A 15294-nucleotide genomic window follows, 5' to 3' on the forward strand; every position below is an offset into this window, starting at 1 on the left:
CATTTTCGTGGTCACAGGGGAGTGTGGGGCGGGGGGATGACGGCTTTATGAAGGGCCGCGAGCCCTATTCGGCGAGAATGTTGTCGGCCGCTTTTTCCGCGATCATCACCGTGGGCGCGTTGGTGTTGCCGCCGATCAGGGTCGGCATGATGGAGGCGTCCACCACCCGCAGGCCCTCCAGGCCGTGCACCTTCAGGTCCGGGTCCACCACCGCCTGGTCGTCCACGCCCATCTTGCAGGTGCCCACCGGGTGATAGATGTTGTCGCACTTGCGGCGCAGAAAATCGCGGATCTGTTCATCGCTTTGCACCGCGCTGCCCGGGGCGATCTCCTCGCCACGCCAGGGCGCCAGCGCGTCCTGGGCCATGATTTGGCGCATCGCCTTGACGCCGCGCACCATGCCTTCCATGTCGTCCGGATGACTGAGAAAACGCGGGTCGATCAGCGCCGGCGAGCGCGGGTTGGCATCGGCCAGACCGATGGTGCCCCGGCTCTTCGGCCGCAGAATGCAGACGTGGCCGGAATATCCATGGCCGAAGCTGAACAGCCAGTTCAGCCCGTGGTTGTCCAGCTTGGCGGCGGTGAGATGCAGCTGCAGATCCGGACGCGGTTCCTCCGGCCGGGATTTGATGAAGCCGCCGGCCTCGGCCACGTTGGAGGTCAGCTGACCCTGGCGCTGGGTGAAGAACTGCCACAGCGCCCGGGCGCCGGTGAACGGCAGTTCCCAGGAGCCCATGGTCAGGGTGTCGCGGCGGCGGTTGCGGTGAATCACCAGCACGTCCGGATGGTCCTGCAGGTTCTCGCCCACGCCGGGCAGATCATGGACCAGCGGAATGCCGTGGCCGGCCAGCTCCTCGCGGGGGCCGACGCCGGACAGCTTGAGCAGTTGCGGCGAATTGATGGCGCCGCCGGACAGAATCACCTGGCCCGCCTCGATCACCTGGCGGCGCCCGCGTCGCTCCACTTCCACGCCGGTGGCCCGCTTGCCGTCGAACACCACCCGGTGGGCCAGGGTGTCGGTCATCACCGTCAGATTGTCGCGCTCCAGGGCCGGGTGCAGATAGCCCCGCGCCACGCCCCAGCGCTCGCCGTCCTTCTGGTTCACCTTGTAGAGCGCCACCCCTTCCTGGGTGGCGTTGTTGAAGTCGTCGGTGGCCGGGTGGCCGGCCTGCACGCCGGCCCGCACGAACCCCTCGCTGACCGGATGGCGGAAGCGCAGCTCGGCGATGTTCAGATTGCCCCGGTCCCCGTGGAACTCGTCGGCGCCGGGTTCGTAGCGCTCGGAGCGTTTGAAGAGCGGCAGCACGTCCCGGTAGCCCCAACCGGGGTTGCCGAGCTCTTCCCAGTGGTCGTAGTCCCAGGGATGGCCACGGGTGTAGCACATGGCGTTGACCGCCGATGAGCCGCCCAGGGTCTTGCCCCTCGGAATATAAATCTGGCGGTTGTTGAGCGCCTTCTGCGGCACCGTGTAGTAACGCCAGTTGCGGGCGTTGGAGCGCATCAGCCAGATGATGCCGGCGGGAATGCGGATGAACAGGCTGTTGTCATCCGGTCCGGCCTCGATCAGGCACACCTTGTTGTTCGGATTTTCCGACAACCGGTTGGCAAGCACGCAACCGGCGGAGCCGGCGCCCACGATCACATAGTCAAACGGCATGGCGCCCTCTTTGTACCCAAGCTGTCATTGAACTAAAGCTGTCATCAAACTAACGCTATCATCAAACAATGGCACTATAGACCTTGCCCGTGAAGGTCGTGAATGGCCCGGCGTCGGTGCGCCCCGGCCAATGCGCCCGGAGCGGGGCGCCCATCGGGGTAACGGTGTCGTGGTTGCGGACCCGCGTCCGGGCTGTTTATGATTTGTGCAATTCTGTTTCTGGTTAGCCGGTCGCGGTCGGTTAACCAGAGACCAGGGCAGACGCGCTCCGCGAGGGCGCGCCGTCGAGAAGCGCGGATGTGCCGACAACTTTCCCGCCTTCCAAGACACCGTCACCGAATCGTCAGTTTTCGGGGTCCGGCCCGCCGCCGACGGCGGGCCGGACTCCCAGGAGCCCGCACGGCGGGCGGACTATCGTCGTAGGACGAGGTGGGCGGATGAGTGAAGGTATTTTAAGGTCGGATCGGATTCTGCGGCTGGATAAGGCGGGCACGCCGGTGGAGTGGCTGGACTGGCAGGCGGCGGCGGTGCTGTACGCCCGCGGCCTGGTGACCTGGACCCTGGGCGACGTCATCTATCAGCTGCGCGGCGGCACCTGCCGCCACACCGGCGATCGCTCACGCCTGGCCCTGCACTCCATCATCGCCTGCGACGGCCTGGCCAGCCCGCGCCGCCGCACCCGGCCGCCGCTCACCAACCGCGCCCTGTTCCGCCGCGATCAGCACCTGTGCCTGTACTGCGGCAAGACCTTCCCCGAAGCCCAGCTCACCCGCGACCATATCCGCCCCACCTCCCGGGGCGGCGGCGATCATTGGCTGAACGTGGTGGCCGCCTGCCGGCGCTGCAATCAGCACAAGGGCGACCGCCTGCCCGAGGAAATTCATATGGAATTATTGGCGCTGCCCTATGTGCCGAACATGGCGGAGTACCTGGCGCTGATCAACAGCCACCGCATTCGCGGTGATCAGATGGATTTTCTGCGCGGGCAGTTTGGCAAGGACAGCCGTCTTCTGTGAGCTTTTCGTGAATTGTAAAAACGCGCGTTCGTAGCGTCCGATTTTGCCAAGTTCGATGTAAACAACGGCTTTTCTTATGCTGTATTGTTACCCTGAACGCCTGGATAACAATAAGGACGCTCGCCGTTTTGATCCGATTATTCCTGTTTGTGCTTGTTCTGGCTCTGGCTGGCGTGGCGCGGGCAACCCCGCCGTCCGCGGCGTTCTACTACGGACCCGATATCCCCTGGCGCGAATTGACGCTCTTTGATCTGGTGGTGATTGAACCGGCGCAGACCGATTCGCCGCCGCCCGACCAGGTGGGCCGGGTCTACGCCTATGTGAGCCTGGGGGAGGTATTGCCGTCCCGGGATTACGCCGCCGGTATTCGCGCCGACTGGGTATTGGGTGACAACCCGGACTGGCAAACGCGGGTGCTGGATCTGGCCAACCCTGAGTTACGTCGCTACCTCATGGATCGCGTGATCGAGCCGCTTTGGGACCAGGGCTACCGCCATTTCTTTTTCGACACCCTGGACAGCTACCGGTTGGCGGCCACCGGCGAGGCCGCTTTGACCGCCCAGCGCCGCGGGCTGGAAACCCTGATACAGGACATCGCCGAATCGTTCCCCGGCGCGCGTTTTATCCTCAACCGGGGTTTTGAGTTGCTGCCCTCGGTGCACGACCACGTGGACGCGGTGGCGGCGGAGTCCCTCTACCAGCGCTGGCGCCCTGATTTGCAACGTTATCAGCCGGTCTCCGAGGAGGACCGGCGATGGTTGCTGGATCGCTTCGAGGAAGTGCGCCGGGACTATGGGATTCCCACCATCGCCATCGATTACGCGGCGCCGGAAGACCGCCAGCGGGCCCGGGAGATCGCCGACCTCATCGCCCGCCACGATGTCATTCCCTGGGTCAGCAACCCGGCGCTGGATATGCTGGGCGTGGGGCGCCGCGAGGTGCTGCCGCGCCGCGTGCTGATGATTCACGGTACGCCACCGGGGCAGATCTGGGAACAATCGGAACTGGTCCGCTTCGCGGTGATGCCGGCGCAGTATCTGGGGCTGGTGCCGGATATCCGCTACCACGAGGACGCCATGCCCGCCGGCACTCTGCGTGGCCGCTATGCGGGCATCATTACCTGGCTGGACGAACCGGAGCGGGTCGGTGAGGGATTTCGCCGCTGGTTGGCCGAGCAAGCCCGGGCGGGAGTGCCGGTGGTCATGCTCGGCCGGCTGCCGGTGACCGCGGGCGGGCGCGAGGCCAGCGTCTTCGGTCTGAGTCCGAGCCCTCAGCCAACGACACCCCCAAGGGTGGTCCATCAGGCACCGGGCATGGCGTTCGAGGCCCCATTGCCCGGATTGCTGGACGTGGCCGATCCGGTGTTTCTGGAAGGGCAGAGCCGGCAGGACTGGCTGACCCTGGCCGCCGGCAAGGATCGTTATACCGTGGCGGCGGTGACCGATTGGGGGGGCTTCGCATTGGACCCTTTCGTGGTCCGTTCGGTGCTGCCTTCACTGGACAGCGAGGAAATTACCGATCGCTGGATGTTACAGCCGCTCGACTTTCTGCGTTCCGCGCTCAAACTGCCGCCCATGCCCACCCCGGACGTGACCACCGAAAATGGCCGCCGCCTGTTTTTCGTGCATGTGGATGGGGATGCGTTTCCCAGTCTGGCGGAAGTGCGGGGCTACCGGAATCAGGCCGCCGGCGAGGTGTTGCTGCAGGAGATCCTCAAACGGTACCGGATTCCCACCACCATTTCGGTGGTCGAGGGCGAGGTGGCCCGGACCGGCCTCTATCCTGATCGCGCCGGGGAGTTGGAGGACATCGCCCGCCGTATTTTCGCATTGGATCACGTCGAAGCGGCCACCCACACTTATTCGCACCCCTTTTACTGGCGCGAGGCCCTGCGCCATCCGGGGCAGTCCAGTAGCCCGGACGGCGCGCCGATACGATTGCCGGTACCGGATTACAGTCTGGACCTTGAACGGGAGCTGATCGGTTCCGCTCGCTATATGGAGAAACACCTGCTGCCGGAGGGCAAGTCGGTGAAGATGGTGCTCTGGAGTGGGGACACGGTGCCTACCGAGGCGGCTTTGTCAATGGCTCGGGAAAACGGCCTGTTGAACATGAATGGGGGTGACACTCTGATCACGGAGAGCGCGCCCAGTTGGACTCTCATCAAGGCCCTGGGCCTGCCCAAGGGGGACGAATATCAGGTGTTCGCCCCCAATCAGAATGAAAATGTATACACCGGTAACTGGTTAGGGCCGTACTACGGTTTCCAACGGGTAATCGAAACCTTCCGCCTTACCGAATCGCCGATCCGTTTCAAGCCCATCGACATCTACTACCACACCTACATCGCCAGCAAGAACGCCTCGTTGACCTCGCTGAGAAAAGTCTACGACTGGGCGCTCGCACAGCCGGTGCATCCGGTGTTTGCTTCGGAGTACGTCTCCAAGGTGCTGGATTTCAACCGTATGGTGATGGCCCGGGAAGGCAATGCCTGGGTGGTGAGCGGCGGGGGAGACCTGCGCACCTTGCGCTTGCCGGAGGGGGTGGCGCCCCCGGCCCTGGCCGGCAGTGAGGGGGTGGCCGGCTACCGGGATGATGCGCCTGGCCCTTATGTACACCTCTCTGGTGGTTGGGCCCGCTGGCGGCCCGGTCCGGACGCCGCGCCCGGCCTCTGGGAGGCCAACGGTCGTCTGACCGCCTTCCAGCGCCGTGAGGATGGTTTGATGTTCTCCCTGCGTGGCTATGTACCGCTTACCTTTACTCTGGTGCAGCCCTCCGGTTGTCGCCTCCGGCATCAGGGGCGCACGCTGAACCCGGTGGACCGGGAGGGCACCCATTACCGTTACAGGAGTGAACGGCGTGAGCTCGACGAGCTACGGCTTCAGTGTCGCCCATGAACGGTGGCGGGTGATCGGGCCGCTGGAATTACTGGTGCTGGGCCTTTTGGTGGTACTGGTGGGCTGGCTGGTTTTTCCCCGCGATCTGTCCAGCGGACTGCGCGCGGCGCGGATGGACGCGGTAACATTGTCCTATGCGCAAACCTGGCTGCGTGCCAAGCCCGATGACTATGATCTGCGTTTGCTGATGGCACGGGATCTGATTGAACTGGGTCTGTTCGAACAAGCTCGGGAGCAACTCGACTATCTGGCCGATCATGCGCGTCAGCCTGATTTGCTGAACGCTCAAGCCTGGCTGCGTTCGCGTCTGCCGCTCGTGGCGCTCATGGGGTTACCGCCTGAAGAGAGAGCGAGCAGTGCGCTTCAGGAACAGGCGATCGTGGCCTTCCGCCAGGTGGACCCGGCCGGGTTGGACAACGAGGATGTGCTGCGCTACGCGGACATGGCCCTGTTGTTGGAGGATCTGGATGCGGCGGTACGTGCCTACCATCTTCTTGCCGCCCGTCAGCCATCGCCGTCCGCCTGGTATCGTCAAGCGGCTCGCTCGCTGCTGGCGCAGGGGCGTTACCAGGCCGCCGCCGATGAATATCTCCGGGCGATGGAGAATCAGACTGATCCGGCTTCGCGCCGCGCCGATTTTCTACGCGCGTTGACGACCCTGCAGGCCGGCGGTTTGCTGGATCAGGCGCTGGCTGTTGGCGGGCGGCTCGGTTCTGAGTTTTACCATCAGCCGGCTGTTCTTTACCGCCTGATGACCCTGGCCCGCGCCGCCGGTGACCACGGGCAGGCTCAGTTTTACGCGGGTCGGCTGTTGCGGCTCGATGGCGCCAATGGAGGTGACGAGTGAGGCGCCGGGTCCTGGTCCCGGTGTTGCTGGGGGTGGCTTTGAAGGGGTGGGCCGGGCCGGTTCCCTATGAGCACCGCTATTACGACGGCGGTTATCAGGTGTTCGTGGAGGCGGGCAATTTGCCCCGTGCCCGCCAGGTCGTGGAAAACGCGCTTTATTGGCGACCGGATGACCCCCTCTGGATTGAGCGGTTGGGCCGGGTGGCCGGTTGGCAGGGCGACCTGGAAATCTCCCTGGCCGCCTGGCTGAAACTGGCGGAATCGCGTGACGATGAAGAGGCCTGGCGGCGGGTTCTGGTTCTGTCGCCACTGACCTACCACGATGAATTGACGTTGCGGGCACGACACCGTCTATTGGCACGTAATCCTTCCGATCCTTCCTTGATCGAACAGGTCGCGGACGAATACGAGCGGCTGGGACGTCCCGAGGATGGCCTCGCTTTTCTGGATCAATGGCGGCGGCGTTATCCAAGCCGGTCGGTGTTCCGCGCGTTGCAGCGACTGGCGGAGAACACCGGGCAGGATCTTCGGGCGGCACGTTATTATCGGGCCTACATGGCACGCTATGGGGTGGAACCCGAGGCCGCCATGCGCGCCGCCGATCTGACCTGGTTGCGCGGCGACCGCGACCAGGCATACCGGAACCTCCAGCATGACGCGGGCGCCCTGGAGTATCACGCCGGCATTACCCGCCGCCTGGCGGTGATGGCCGGCGAATTGGGTGACCTGGACGCCGCCCTGGCGCATTACCAGCGGTTGGATGAAGGGGGCGGGGCGGAGGTGAAGGACTACTACCGCTATGCGCGACTGGCCCGCTATCACGGGCCGGCTCTGTTCGCCCGGGTGCTGGACCGCCTGTGGCGGGCCTCCGGTGATCCGGGGGTGGCGCTGAGCCGTCTCTCGCTGCTGCGGGAACTGGGCGACGAACGGGCGCTGACCGAATTTTTCCAGGGTCTCGATGATGCGCAGCGCCGGACCTTCATGGAACGGCCCGACTTTCTGCGTGCCTATGCGGACTACCGGCTCTCCCGGGGCGACCTCGCCGGTGCCGAGCGACTGCTGCGCCAGGCCCTCGCCCTGGCGCCAGGGGATACCGATACCCGGCTCGCCTGGTTGTGGTTTCTGATTGCCACCGGTAACGACGAGCAGCTGGTCCCGGTGATGGCGCGATGGGAGCCGGTTCACCGGGACGAGACGGTTTACCGGGAAGCGCTGGCGGCGGCCAATCTGGCCCTTGACCGGCCGGAGCCGGCATTACGGTATCAGCGGGCCCTGTTGCGGGACGCGCCGGGGGACTGGCGTCGCCGCTGGGCCTATGCTCAGACACTGCTGGCCGCCGGACGTGAGCGGCAGGCCTGGCCGGTGATGCGCTCGCTCTGGCGCGACCCTCCCGCCGAGACGGAGATTCCGCCGCAGTGGCGTTCAGCGTACCAGGAAATGCGTTCCGTTCTGGTAACTCGCTTCGAGGGCGGCGACCAGCAGCTTCGCTTTCAGCGCCGGGCCTGGGCGGAAACGTCCGAGGCGGAGCGGGCCGACCGGGCCGAGTGGCTGGCCCAGTGGGCGCTGGCCATTGATGCATCGGAGCTGGCCAGGCGCTGGTACCGGCAGCAGCATCATTGGCGCGGTAGCTTGCCGGCGGGGTCGGCGCTGGCTCTTGCCAATCTGGAAAGTGATCAGGACGGCATCCGGTCCTTGCGCGCGGACCGCGCCGGAGCGCTTACCGCCGGCGAGCGGCTGGAAGCGGACAACGTCCTCGACCGCAAACGTCTGGCCGCATCGGAATTGGCGGAACAACAACGCTGGGCGCCGGAGCAGGCGGACCATCACCCACAACAGGAAAGCCTGTTGCTGCCGGCCTCCCGACACGTGGAGGTCAACCTGGAGCGTCGCCGCCTGGGCCCGCTGGCCCTGGATGATGAACGCCTGGGACTGACCCGGCCGATGGGGGACCGCTGGCGCTGGGGCTGGGAAGCCTCCTGGCGGCGTTTCTCCAGTGAGGACGAGGCCCTGCTGCGAGTGGACGAGACCGCTCGCCGTCTGGAGCTGATGGCGGGGCGTCAGGGGCGCCGGCTGGACGTCCTCCTGAAGGCGGGTTGGGAGACACGTTTTGACCGCGACAACACGGATCTCTCGCTGGTACTTAACGACGATCCGGTGGCGCGGTGGGGCTGGCGTTTCGAGTATCAGTGGCGGGCGCCGGCCGACGAAAGCTCCGAATTGCTGCTTGCCGGCCGGCGCAGTGGGCCGACCCTGAATCTGGAGTGGCGCCCGGGCAGCCATTGGAGCAACGGTCTGTCGATGGGCCATTACCAATACCAGGATCTGGATGGCGGGAGCCTGGGCCAGGGTTGGCGTGCCAGTGCTCAAAGCAGCTGGCGCCCCTGGCGTTCGCGCTGGTCGCCGGGAGTGCGGGTCCGTCACACCCGGGCCGGCTTCTCCGGCCAGCGGCCGCTGGCTCTTGAGGCGGATCTGACCCGGCCCGGGGCGGAAAGCTCGGCGGCGGTGCCCGAGAGCTACCACGAAACCGAACTCGCGCTGTTGCTGGGCTCACCGGATCCGCATGTCCGGCCCCACCGGTTGCAAGCCTGGGCGGAGCTGGGAGTCACCGACAACAGTGTTTCCGGCGTCGGTTTCAATGGTCGTCTCGGGGCGGAAGGACCGTTGTTGGGCCGTGACGCCTGGCGCCTTTACACGGAGCGCGGGTTGAACACCGGCGGTGCGGACGAAGACGGTTATCGAATCGGATTGCAATACGAGTTTTACTACTAGGCACGGTTGAGGAGAACCACCATGAAACTGCCACTGCTGATCCTGTGCGCCGCCGCATTGACGCTGGTCGGCTGCAGCACGCATGTGCGAACCGCCCAGGATGTGCGGCTGGAACGGGACGCCACCTGGCTGGTGTTGCCGCTGGTCAACCGTACCAGCACGCCGCAGGCCGGCTTACGCGCCCAGGCCATTACCGAAGCGGTGCTGGCCCGGCACGGTGCCAAGCGGGTGGAAAGCTATGTCCAGGATGAAGAAGGCGCTCTGTTCGAGGCCTCCTCCAGGGAGAGCCGACAGGCGATGCGCGATTGGGTGGCGACCCGAAAAGGCCAATACGTGGTCTCCGGCGTGATCCATGAATGGCGTTATAAAACCGGCGTGGATGGAGAGCCGGCGGTGGGCGTGATGCTGGAGATCCGGGATGCTTCTGGCCAATTGCTCTATACCGGCACCGCCGCCCGCGCCGGCTGGGCCCGCCAATCGCTGAGCGAAACCGGGCAGCGCGTTATCGATAAGCTGATCGCACCGGTGTTGGATTAATGCCCCGTCGATTTGGCAGGTACTGGCTGACCGGGTTGTTGTCCCCGGAGCGGGTCAGTGCCCTTGCCTGGTTGGAAGCACCGCTCTTGGTGGTGGCGGCGGTGACCGTGGGCTTTGCCGTCAGACCGGAAGACCCGCTGATCTTCACCGGCGGCATTCGCTGGAGCATCGTGGTGGTGCTGGTGGTGGCTTTGCGCTATGGGTCCCTGATCGGGTCCGTGGGCATGTTGACTCTGGTGGGTTTGTGGTTCGTATGCAAGGCCATCGGTCTGTACCCGGACATGGCGTTCCCTGAACTCACCTTCCTGGGCGGTTACATCATTATTCTGATTACCGGTGAGTTCGCCGATATGTGGCGGGTACGGCTGATGCGCGCCGAAAGCCAGGCCGGATATGCACTGGAGCGGCTGCAGAACCTGACTCAGCGGCACGTCCTCCTGCGTCTTTCCCACGACCGTCTGGAGGAGAATCTGCTGGCCAAACCGTATACGGTGCGTGACGCATTGCTCCGCTTGCGTGATGTGATGATGGACGACAGCCACAGCGAGGCCTTGCCAGGCGGTGAAGAGTTGCTGAATCTGCTGGCGGAGTATTGTCAACTTCAGCGCGGTGGTTTGTACCGGGTCAAGGGCGATCATGTGGACCCCGAGCCGGTGGCTTTGCTGGGTATTAACCGGCCTTTGCAGGTGGACGACCGTTTGCTGCGTCATGCTATTGATCAGCGGGCCCTCGCTCACGTGCAGATGAGTGATACCTCGGAGGATTATCAGGGCTTTTATTGGGTCTGCGCACCGGTTATGAACAGTGGCGAAGAGCTGATCGGCGTGGTGGTGGTGGAAAGGATGCCCTTCCTGTCCATTCACTATGAGAACCTGCAGCTGTTCGGGTTATTGCTGAACTTCTATGCGGATGTGGTCCAGCACGGCCCGGTGGTGGACGAGTTGTGCAAACGCTGGACCGGCATGCCACCGGTGTTCGGCCGGGAATTCGAGGCTTTGCGTCGTTTGGCCAAGGGCAGAAAGGTGGATACCACCGTGCTGCTGCTTATTCCAGATGCCTCGGATCAGGCCCGCCAAATCGTGGCTTCGCTGAACCGGGACCGTCGCACCATGGACGGGTATTGGTGGGTGGATTGGGATAATTATGTACTGATGCTGATCATGCCCATGACTGGCCGATACAGTTTCGAAAGCTATTTACGTCGTATCGAGGACTGGCTCAGCGAGGACTATGCTTTCGAGAGCCTTGCCCAGGCCGGTATTCATTATGTCCACCGATTCCTCGATGACCGGCCGGCCCGGGAACAAATTGAAGAACTTCTCGGGGGTGCGGGTGCTTGAAGTGCGGCTGTTGTTTTACGCCTTGCTGGCCGAGGCGGGCGCCATAACGACGTTGCTGGCTTGGGAGCGTGGGCCGGCAGCTTTTCTTGCTTACCTGTTGATTCATGGCTTTGCCGCTGCGCTCATGGCTACCGCTATGTGGTTGTGGTTCCCGCGTGGGTTCCGTTCGCCAAGAGCGCTCTCTTGGATGCTGACGTTTTCATTGGCGCTCTTTGTTCCGGTACTGGGTTTGGTGGGTATCGTAGGCGGGGTGTTGGTGGGTTATTTTCTGCCGGCGCCACGGGGTCCTGAACCCTTTGAAACAATACCTGCTCCGCAGTTTACCCCTGTTCCGGTGGCTACTGATCGAAGCTTTCGACAGGAGGATCTCAAGACCTTGCTGTTGTCTTCGAAAAGTTCCACGGAGCTCAGGCTGCAAGGCATGTTGACCGTCCGCAATATGCCGGCGAGGGCCACCAGCGGGGTGCTGCGCGAGACGCTGGGCGATCAGGTCGACGATGTTCGACTGCTCGCCTACGGTATTCTGGATCAGAAGGAAAAGGCGCTAACCCGGCAGATTGACCGGGCTTTGAACCTGATTGAGAGCGCCACGCCGGCTCGCCTCTATCGCCTCTACCGCCGTCTCGCCGAACTGTATTGGGAGTTGCACTTTCAGGATCTGGTACAAGGAGACATCCGGGCGCTTGCCTTGCAAAGAGCCTTTGATTTCGTGGAAAGGGCCTTGAATGAAAATGATCAGGATGGCGGCATGTGGTTGTTACGAGGCCGCATCATGATGAATCATGAACAACTGGAAGAAGCCTGGCGCAGCTTCGACAAGGCGCTGGCCGTCGGATTGGCGCCTTCACGGGTGAATCCGTGGTTGGCGGAGCTGGCGCTATGGCGGCGCCAGTACGCAAAGGTACGTGTTCTGATGGCGGAAATCGCCGAGGACACCCAGTTCACCAATTTGAGCGCCTCGGTGCGATATTGGAGCGCGCCATGAATCTTCCCCGGGCCAAGGATGCGGACATCTGCCTGTTGCTGGAAGGTACCTTTCCCTTCGTGAGCGGTGGTGTGTCCAGCTGGGTCAACCAGATTATTCGCGGGTTCCCGGAGTACCGTTTCGCATGTTGTTTCGTGGGCAGCAAGTCCGGCGACTATGGCGACATGAAGTATGATCTTCCGGATAACGTGGTGCACCTGGAGACGCATTTTCTGCATGACCCTGCCCCCGCCATGGGCGGAAGGCCTCCGCGTGGCGGTGCCGCTGTGTTCAAGAAGCTGGAGCGCTTCCATGCCCTGGTGCGTAAAGGCGCGGTAAGCGATGAACGTAATCGGTTATTCGAAGAGTTGGTGTCCCAATTGGGCGATGATGGCGCGCTGTCCGAACAAGCTTTTCTGCACGGCAGAGGGAGCTGGGAGATGATCGCCGAACATTATCGGCGATATTCCAGGGATCCCTCCTTCGTGGATTACTTCTGGACGGTGCGGATTATGCACGCGCCGATCTGGAGGTTGCGGCGCATTGCCGACAATTTGCTGCCGGCCCGGGTATATCATTCCATTTCCACCGGTTATGCCGGTTTCCTGGGTGCCATGCTCAAGCGCCGTACCGGGCGGCCACTGTTGCTCTCCGAGCATGGTATTTATACCAAGGAGCGCAAGATCGATCTGTTCCAGAGCGAATGGGTCAGCGACAATCGCGGTTTGGTGGAGAGAAACAATACGGAAATGGCCTATTTCCGTGAAAAATGGATAAATTTTTTTCAGGAGCTTGGGCGAGAGTGCTATCAGGCTTCGGACCGGATCGTGGCGCTCTACGAAGCCAATCGGCAACGTCAGATCCAGGATGGTGCCCCTCCGGAGCGTACTTGTAGTATTCCCAATGGCATTAACCTGCCGGCCATGGAGGCGGTACGCGCCGCGCGGTCGGAATCGATCCCGAGAGTGGCATGCCTGATCGGCCGCGTGGTGCCGATCAAGGACATCAAGACCTTTTTGCGGGCCATGCGAACCCTGGCTAACCGCCTTCCCGATGCGGAGGGCTGGATTGCCGGACCGGAAGATGAAGATCCTGAGTACGCCGCTGAATGCCACGCACTGATCCACAGTCTTGGCCTGGAGAAGCATGTGCGTTTTCTGGGCTTTCAGAAAATCAGCGAGTTGTTGCCTCAGGTGGGGGTGGTGGTTCTCAGTTCAATCAGCGAGGCCTTGCCTTTGGTTCTGTTGGAGGGGTTCGCCGCTGGCGTGCCCGCGGTTTCCACCGACGTTGGCTCCTGTCGACAGCTGATCGAAGGCTTTGAAGAGGAGGATCGACAGTTGGGTAAGGCGGGGGACGTGGTACGCATAGCCAGCCCCGAAGCGCTTGGCAATGCCGTAGCTGACCTGCTGGCGGATTCCGAACGCTGGCGGGCGGCCAGCCAGGCGGGCATCCGGCGCGTCGAGCGATATTACACTCAGGATGGAATGTTTGCCGCCTATCGATCACTGTACCGGTCGCTCCTCACCGAGAAAAGCGCGACGTCCGCTACGCGGGAAGGGGAAGGCTGATGGCGGGTATCGGCTTTGAACTGCGTAAGTTAATGCGTCGTGACAGCCTTCTTGGCATGTTGCGGGCTTACGCCTACGCGGGTGTTATCGGATCCGGCCCCTGGGTGCTGTCGATTCTCGGTATTCTGGCAACCGGTCTGCTCACCATATCGGTTGTCTCCCCGGCTGGCGCGGTCACTCAGTTTCAGGTAACGGTGACTTACATCATCGCATTCAGTCTGATGCTGACCGGTACCCTGCAGTTGGCGTTCACCCGCTTTTGCGCGGACCGCCTGTTCGAAAAGCGCAATGATCTTATTCTTTCGAATTTTGGTGGCGTAACCCTGCTGATCACGATGGTGTCCGGGGTGCTGTCGACCATCGCCGCCCTGCTGTTCTTTCCGGCGCAAAGCGTACTGTTCCAGGTGACGCTGGTGGCCGCCTTCACCGTGGTGAGTAATATCTGGATCGCGACCATTTTCCTGTCCGGCATGAAACAGTATCGGGCTATTGTTCTGCTGTATGCTGTCGGTTACGCGCTTACCGTGGGGGCTGCTTTTCTGCTCCGTGGTTTCGATCTTGAAGGCCTGCTGATGGGTTTTTTGATCGGGCAGGTCGCGTTGCTGGGCGGCATGCTTGTGCTGATTACGCGGGCCTACCCGACCCGTCGCTCCGTCTCCTTTGAGCTATTCCGAAGAGGGTGGTTTTATCCGAGCCTGGCGCTGGTGGGTTTGTTTTTCAACGTTGGTGTCTGGGCGGACAAACTGATGTTCTGGTTCGATGGGGCCACAGGCAGCCCGGTGATCGGCGCTCTGCGTGCCTCGTTGATTTACGATATCCCTGTGTTCCTCGCTTATCTGTCGCTGATCCCTGGCATGGCGATTTTTCTTGTACGAATGGAAACCGATTTTGTCGAATACTATGGCAATTTCTATAACGCGGTTCGGGAAGGGGGATCGCTGTCCTACATTGAAGACATGCGGAACCGCATGGCGGCGACCATTCGTGTCGGCGTCTTCCAGATTATCAAAATCCAGGCCATGGCGGCATTGTTGATCATGGTGGTGGCTCCTGACATCTTCGATGCCCTCGGTATCTCGTCGCTGTACTTGCCGCTCTTGAAGGTGCAACTGGTGGCGGCGGGCTTACAGGTGGTGTTTCTCGCCATCATCAACGTGTTCTGCTATCTCGATCAGCGATGGATCCTGGTCGCGCTGACGGCCCTGTTTCTGACTCTCAATATTGTATTTACGGGCGTGAGCCTGGCTTTGGGTCCGCAGTTTTTCGGGTATGGCTTTCTGGCCGCGCTGGCGGTGTGCGTGACCTTGGGCCTGTGGCAGGTGCAGCGCAGCATGAACCGGCTGGAGTATCAGACCTTCATGCTGCGGTGAGCGGGCAGGCGGGCCCGGGGAAAGGGGCCGCGAAGAGAGGCCACGAGGAGAGGCCGCAAAAAAAAGCGGCGCCCAGTGGGCGCCGTTGAATCGTTTGGCTCGGGAGAGCTATCGAGGATAAATCCCCGGTGTTGACGGATGGGACTTCGCCAACACGGGGAAAGTATGTTTGTGACCCCCTTCAAAAACAGGGTATCCGGATTAAGTGGTAGATGGAGCCCCCTTGCTCCTTCGAACCCTTAACTCTCCCAGAAGGTTGATAGATCGACGCCGTAGTTTTTCTCAGGCTCGGGAAGACCCATGCTGTAGGTCATGGTGGCCTTGCCCAGG

The 15294-nt window shown here is 62.5% G+C and carries 10 protein-coding genes; 9 read left to right on the top strand and 1 reads right to left on the bottom strand.

The genetic code is table 11. The features are described 5' to 3' along the window. Window positions 1-64 precede the first annotated feature (64 nt). Window positions 65-1657 (bottom strand): GMC family oxidoreductase, encoded by a 1593-nt coding sequence (locus IM760_RS04330; protein WP_204427295.1) that lies wholly within the window; start codon window positions 1655-1657, stop codon window positions 65-67. A 437-nt stretch (window positions 1658-2094) separates the two neighbouring features. Between IM760_RS04330 and IM760_RS04335 the strand changes: the two genes are divergently transcribed. From IM760_RS04335 to pelG, 9 genes are all read left to right on the top strand, one after another. Next, window positions 2095-2673 carry an HNH endonuclease gene (locus IM760_RS04335; protein ID WP_204427296.1) on the top strand — a complete coding sequence of 193 codons (579 nt, stop codon included), beginning with the start codon at window positions 2095-2097 and terminating at the stop codon, window positions 2671-2673. Window positions 2674-2801: 128 nt separating this feature from the next. Then, a complete protein-coding gene (locus IM760_RS04340; RefSeq protein WP_239549593.1) occupies window positions 2802-5570 on the top strand; it encodes a bifunctional glycoside hydrolase/polysaccharide deacetylase family protein in 2769 nt (922 codons plus the stop codon). After that, window positions 5533-6417, top strand: coding sequence for a tetratricopeptide repeat protein (locus IM760_RS04345; RefSeq protein ID WP_204427297.1), 885 nt, complete (start codon window positions 5533-5535; stop codon window positions 6415-6417). Before IM760_RS04340 ends, IM760_RS04345 begins: the two co-directional genes overlap by 38 nt. Continuing rightward, window positions 6414-9185 carry a tetratricopeptide repeat protein gene (locus tag IM760_RS04350; protein ID WP_204427298.1) on the top strand — a complete coding sequence of 924 codons (2772 nt, stop codon included), beginning with the start codon at window positions 6414-6416 and terminating at the stop codon, window positions 9183-9185. The genes IM760_RS04345 and IM760_RS04350 overlap by 4 nt, the downstream gene beginning before the upstream one ends. 21 nt (window positions 9186-9206) lie before the next feature. Beyond that, window positions 9207-9722, top strand: a complete 516-nt coding sequence (locus IM760_RS04355) for a hypothetical protein (RefSeq protein ID WP_204427299.1) — start codon at window positions 9207-9209, stop codon at window positions 9720-9722. Continuing rightward, a complete protein-coding gene (locus IM760_RS04360; protein WP_204427300.1) occupies window positions 9722-11062 on the top strand; it encodes a PelD GGDEF domain-containing protein in 1341 nt (446 codons plus the stop codon). The genes IM760_RS04355 and IM760_RS04360 overlap by 1 nt, the downstream gene beginning before the upstream one ends. Then, window positions 10989-12047 carry a tetratricopeptide repeat protein gene (locus tag IM760_RS04365; RefSeq protein WP_239549594.1) on the top strand — a complete coding sequence of 353 codons (1059 nt, stop codon included), beginning with the start codon at window positions 10989-10991 and terminating at the stop codon, window positions 12045-12047. The genes IM760_RS04360 and IM760_RS04365 overlap by 74 nt, the downstream gene beginning before the upstream one ends. Next, the gene (gene pelF / locus IM760_RS04370) at window positions 12044-13594 is read left to right on the top strand and encodes a GT4 family glycosyltransferase PelF (RefSeq protein ID WP_204427301.1); all 1551 of its coding nucleotides are present in this window, start codon (window positions 12044-12046) and stop codon (window positions 13592-13594) included. The genes IM760_RS04365 and pelF overlap by 4 nt, the downstream gene beginning before the upstream one ends. Next, entirely contained in the window at window positions 13594-14964 is a 1371-nt protein-coding gene (gene pelG, locus IM760_RS04375) for an exopolysaccharide Pel transporter PelG (protein ID WP_204427302.1), read from the top strand. The genes pelF and pelG overlap by 1 nt, the downstream gene beginning before the upstream one ends. The last annotated feature ends 330 nt before the right edge of the window (window positions 14965-15294 follow it).

The sequence above is a fragment of the Alloalcanivorax marinus genome (assembly GCF_016906305.1).
Taxonomy (GTDB): domain Bacteria; phylum Pseudomonadota; class Gammaproteobacteria; order Pseudomonadales; family Alcanivoracaceae; genus Alloalcanivorax; species Alloalcanivorax marinus.

What these genes read in the sequence shown, in the direction of transcription:
- IM760_RS04330 (WP_204427295.1), bottom strand. Translation starts at nt 1,657, where the DNA reads ATGCCGTTTGACTATGTGATCGTGGGCGCCGGCTCCGCCGGTTGCGTG.
- IM760_RS04335 (WP_204427296.1), top strand. Translation starts at nt 2,095, where the DNA reads ATGAGTGAAGGTATTTTAAGGTCGGATCGGATTCTGCGGCTGGATAAG.
- IM760_RS04355 (WP_204427299.1), top strand. Translation starts at nt 9,207, where the DNA reads ATGAAACTGCCACTGCTGATCCTGTGCGCCGCCGCATTGACGCTGGTC.
- IM760_RS04360 (WP_204427300.1), top strand. Translation starts at nt 9,722, where the DNA reads ATGCCCCGTCGATTTGGCAGGTACTGGCTGACCGGGTTGTTGTCCCCG.
- IM760_RS04365 (WP_239549594.1), top strand. Translation starts at nt 10,989, where the DNA reads ATGTCCACCGATTCCTCGATGACCGGCCGGCCCGGGAACAAATTGAAG.
- pelF (WP_204427301.1), top strand. Translation starts at nt 12,044, where the DNA reads ATGAATCTTCCCCGGGCCAAGGATGCGGACATCTGCCTGTTGCTGGAA.
- pelG (WP_204427302.1), top strand. Translation starts at nt 13,594, where the DNA reads ATGGCGGGTATCGGCTTTGAACTGCGTAAGTTAATGCGTCGTGACAGC.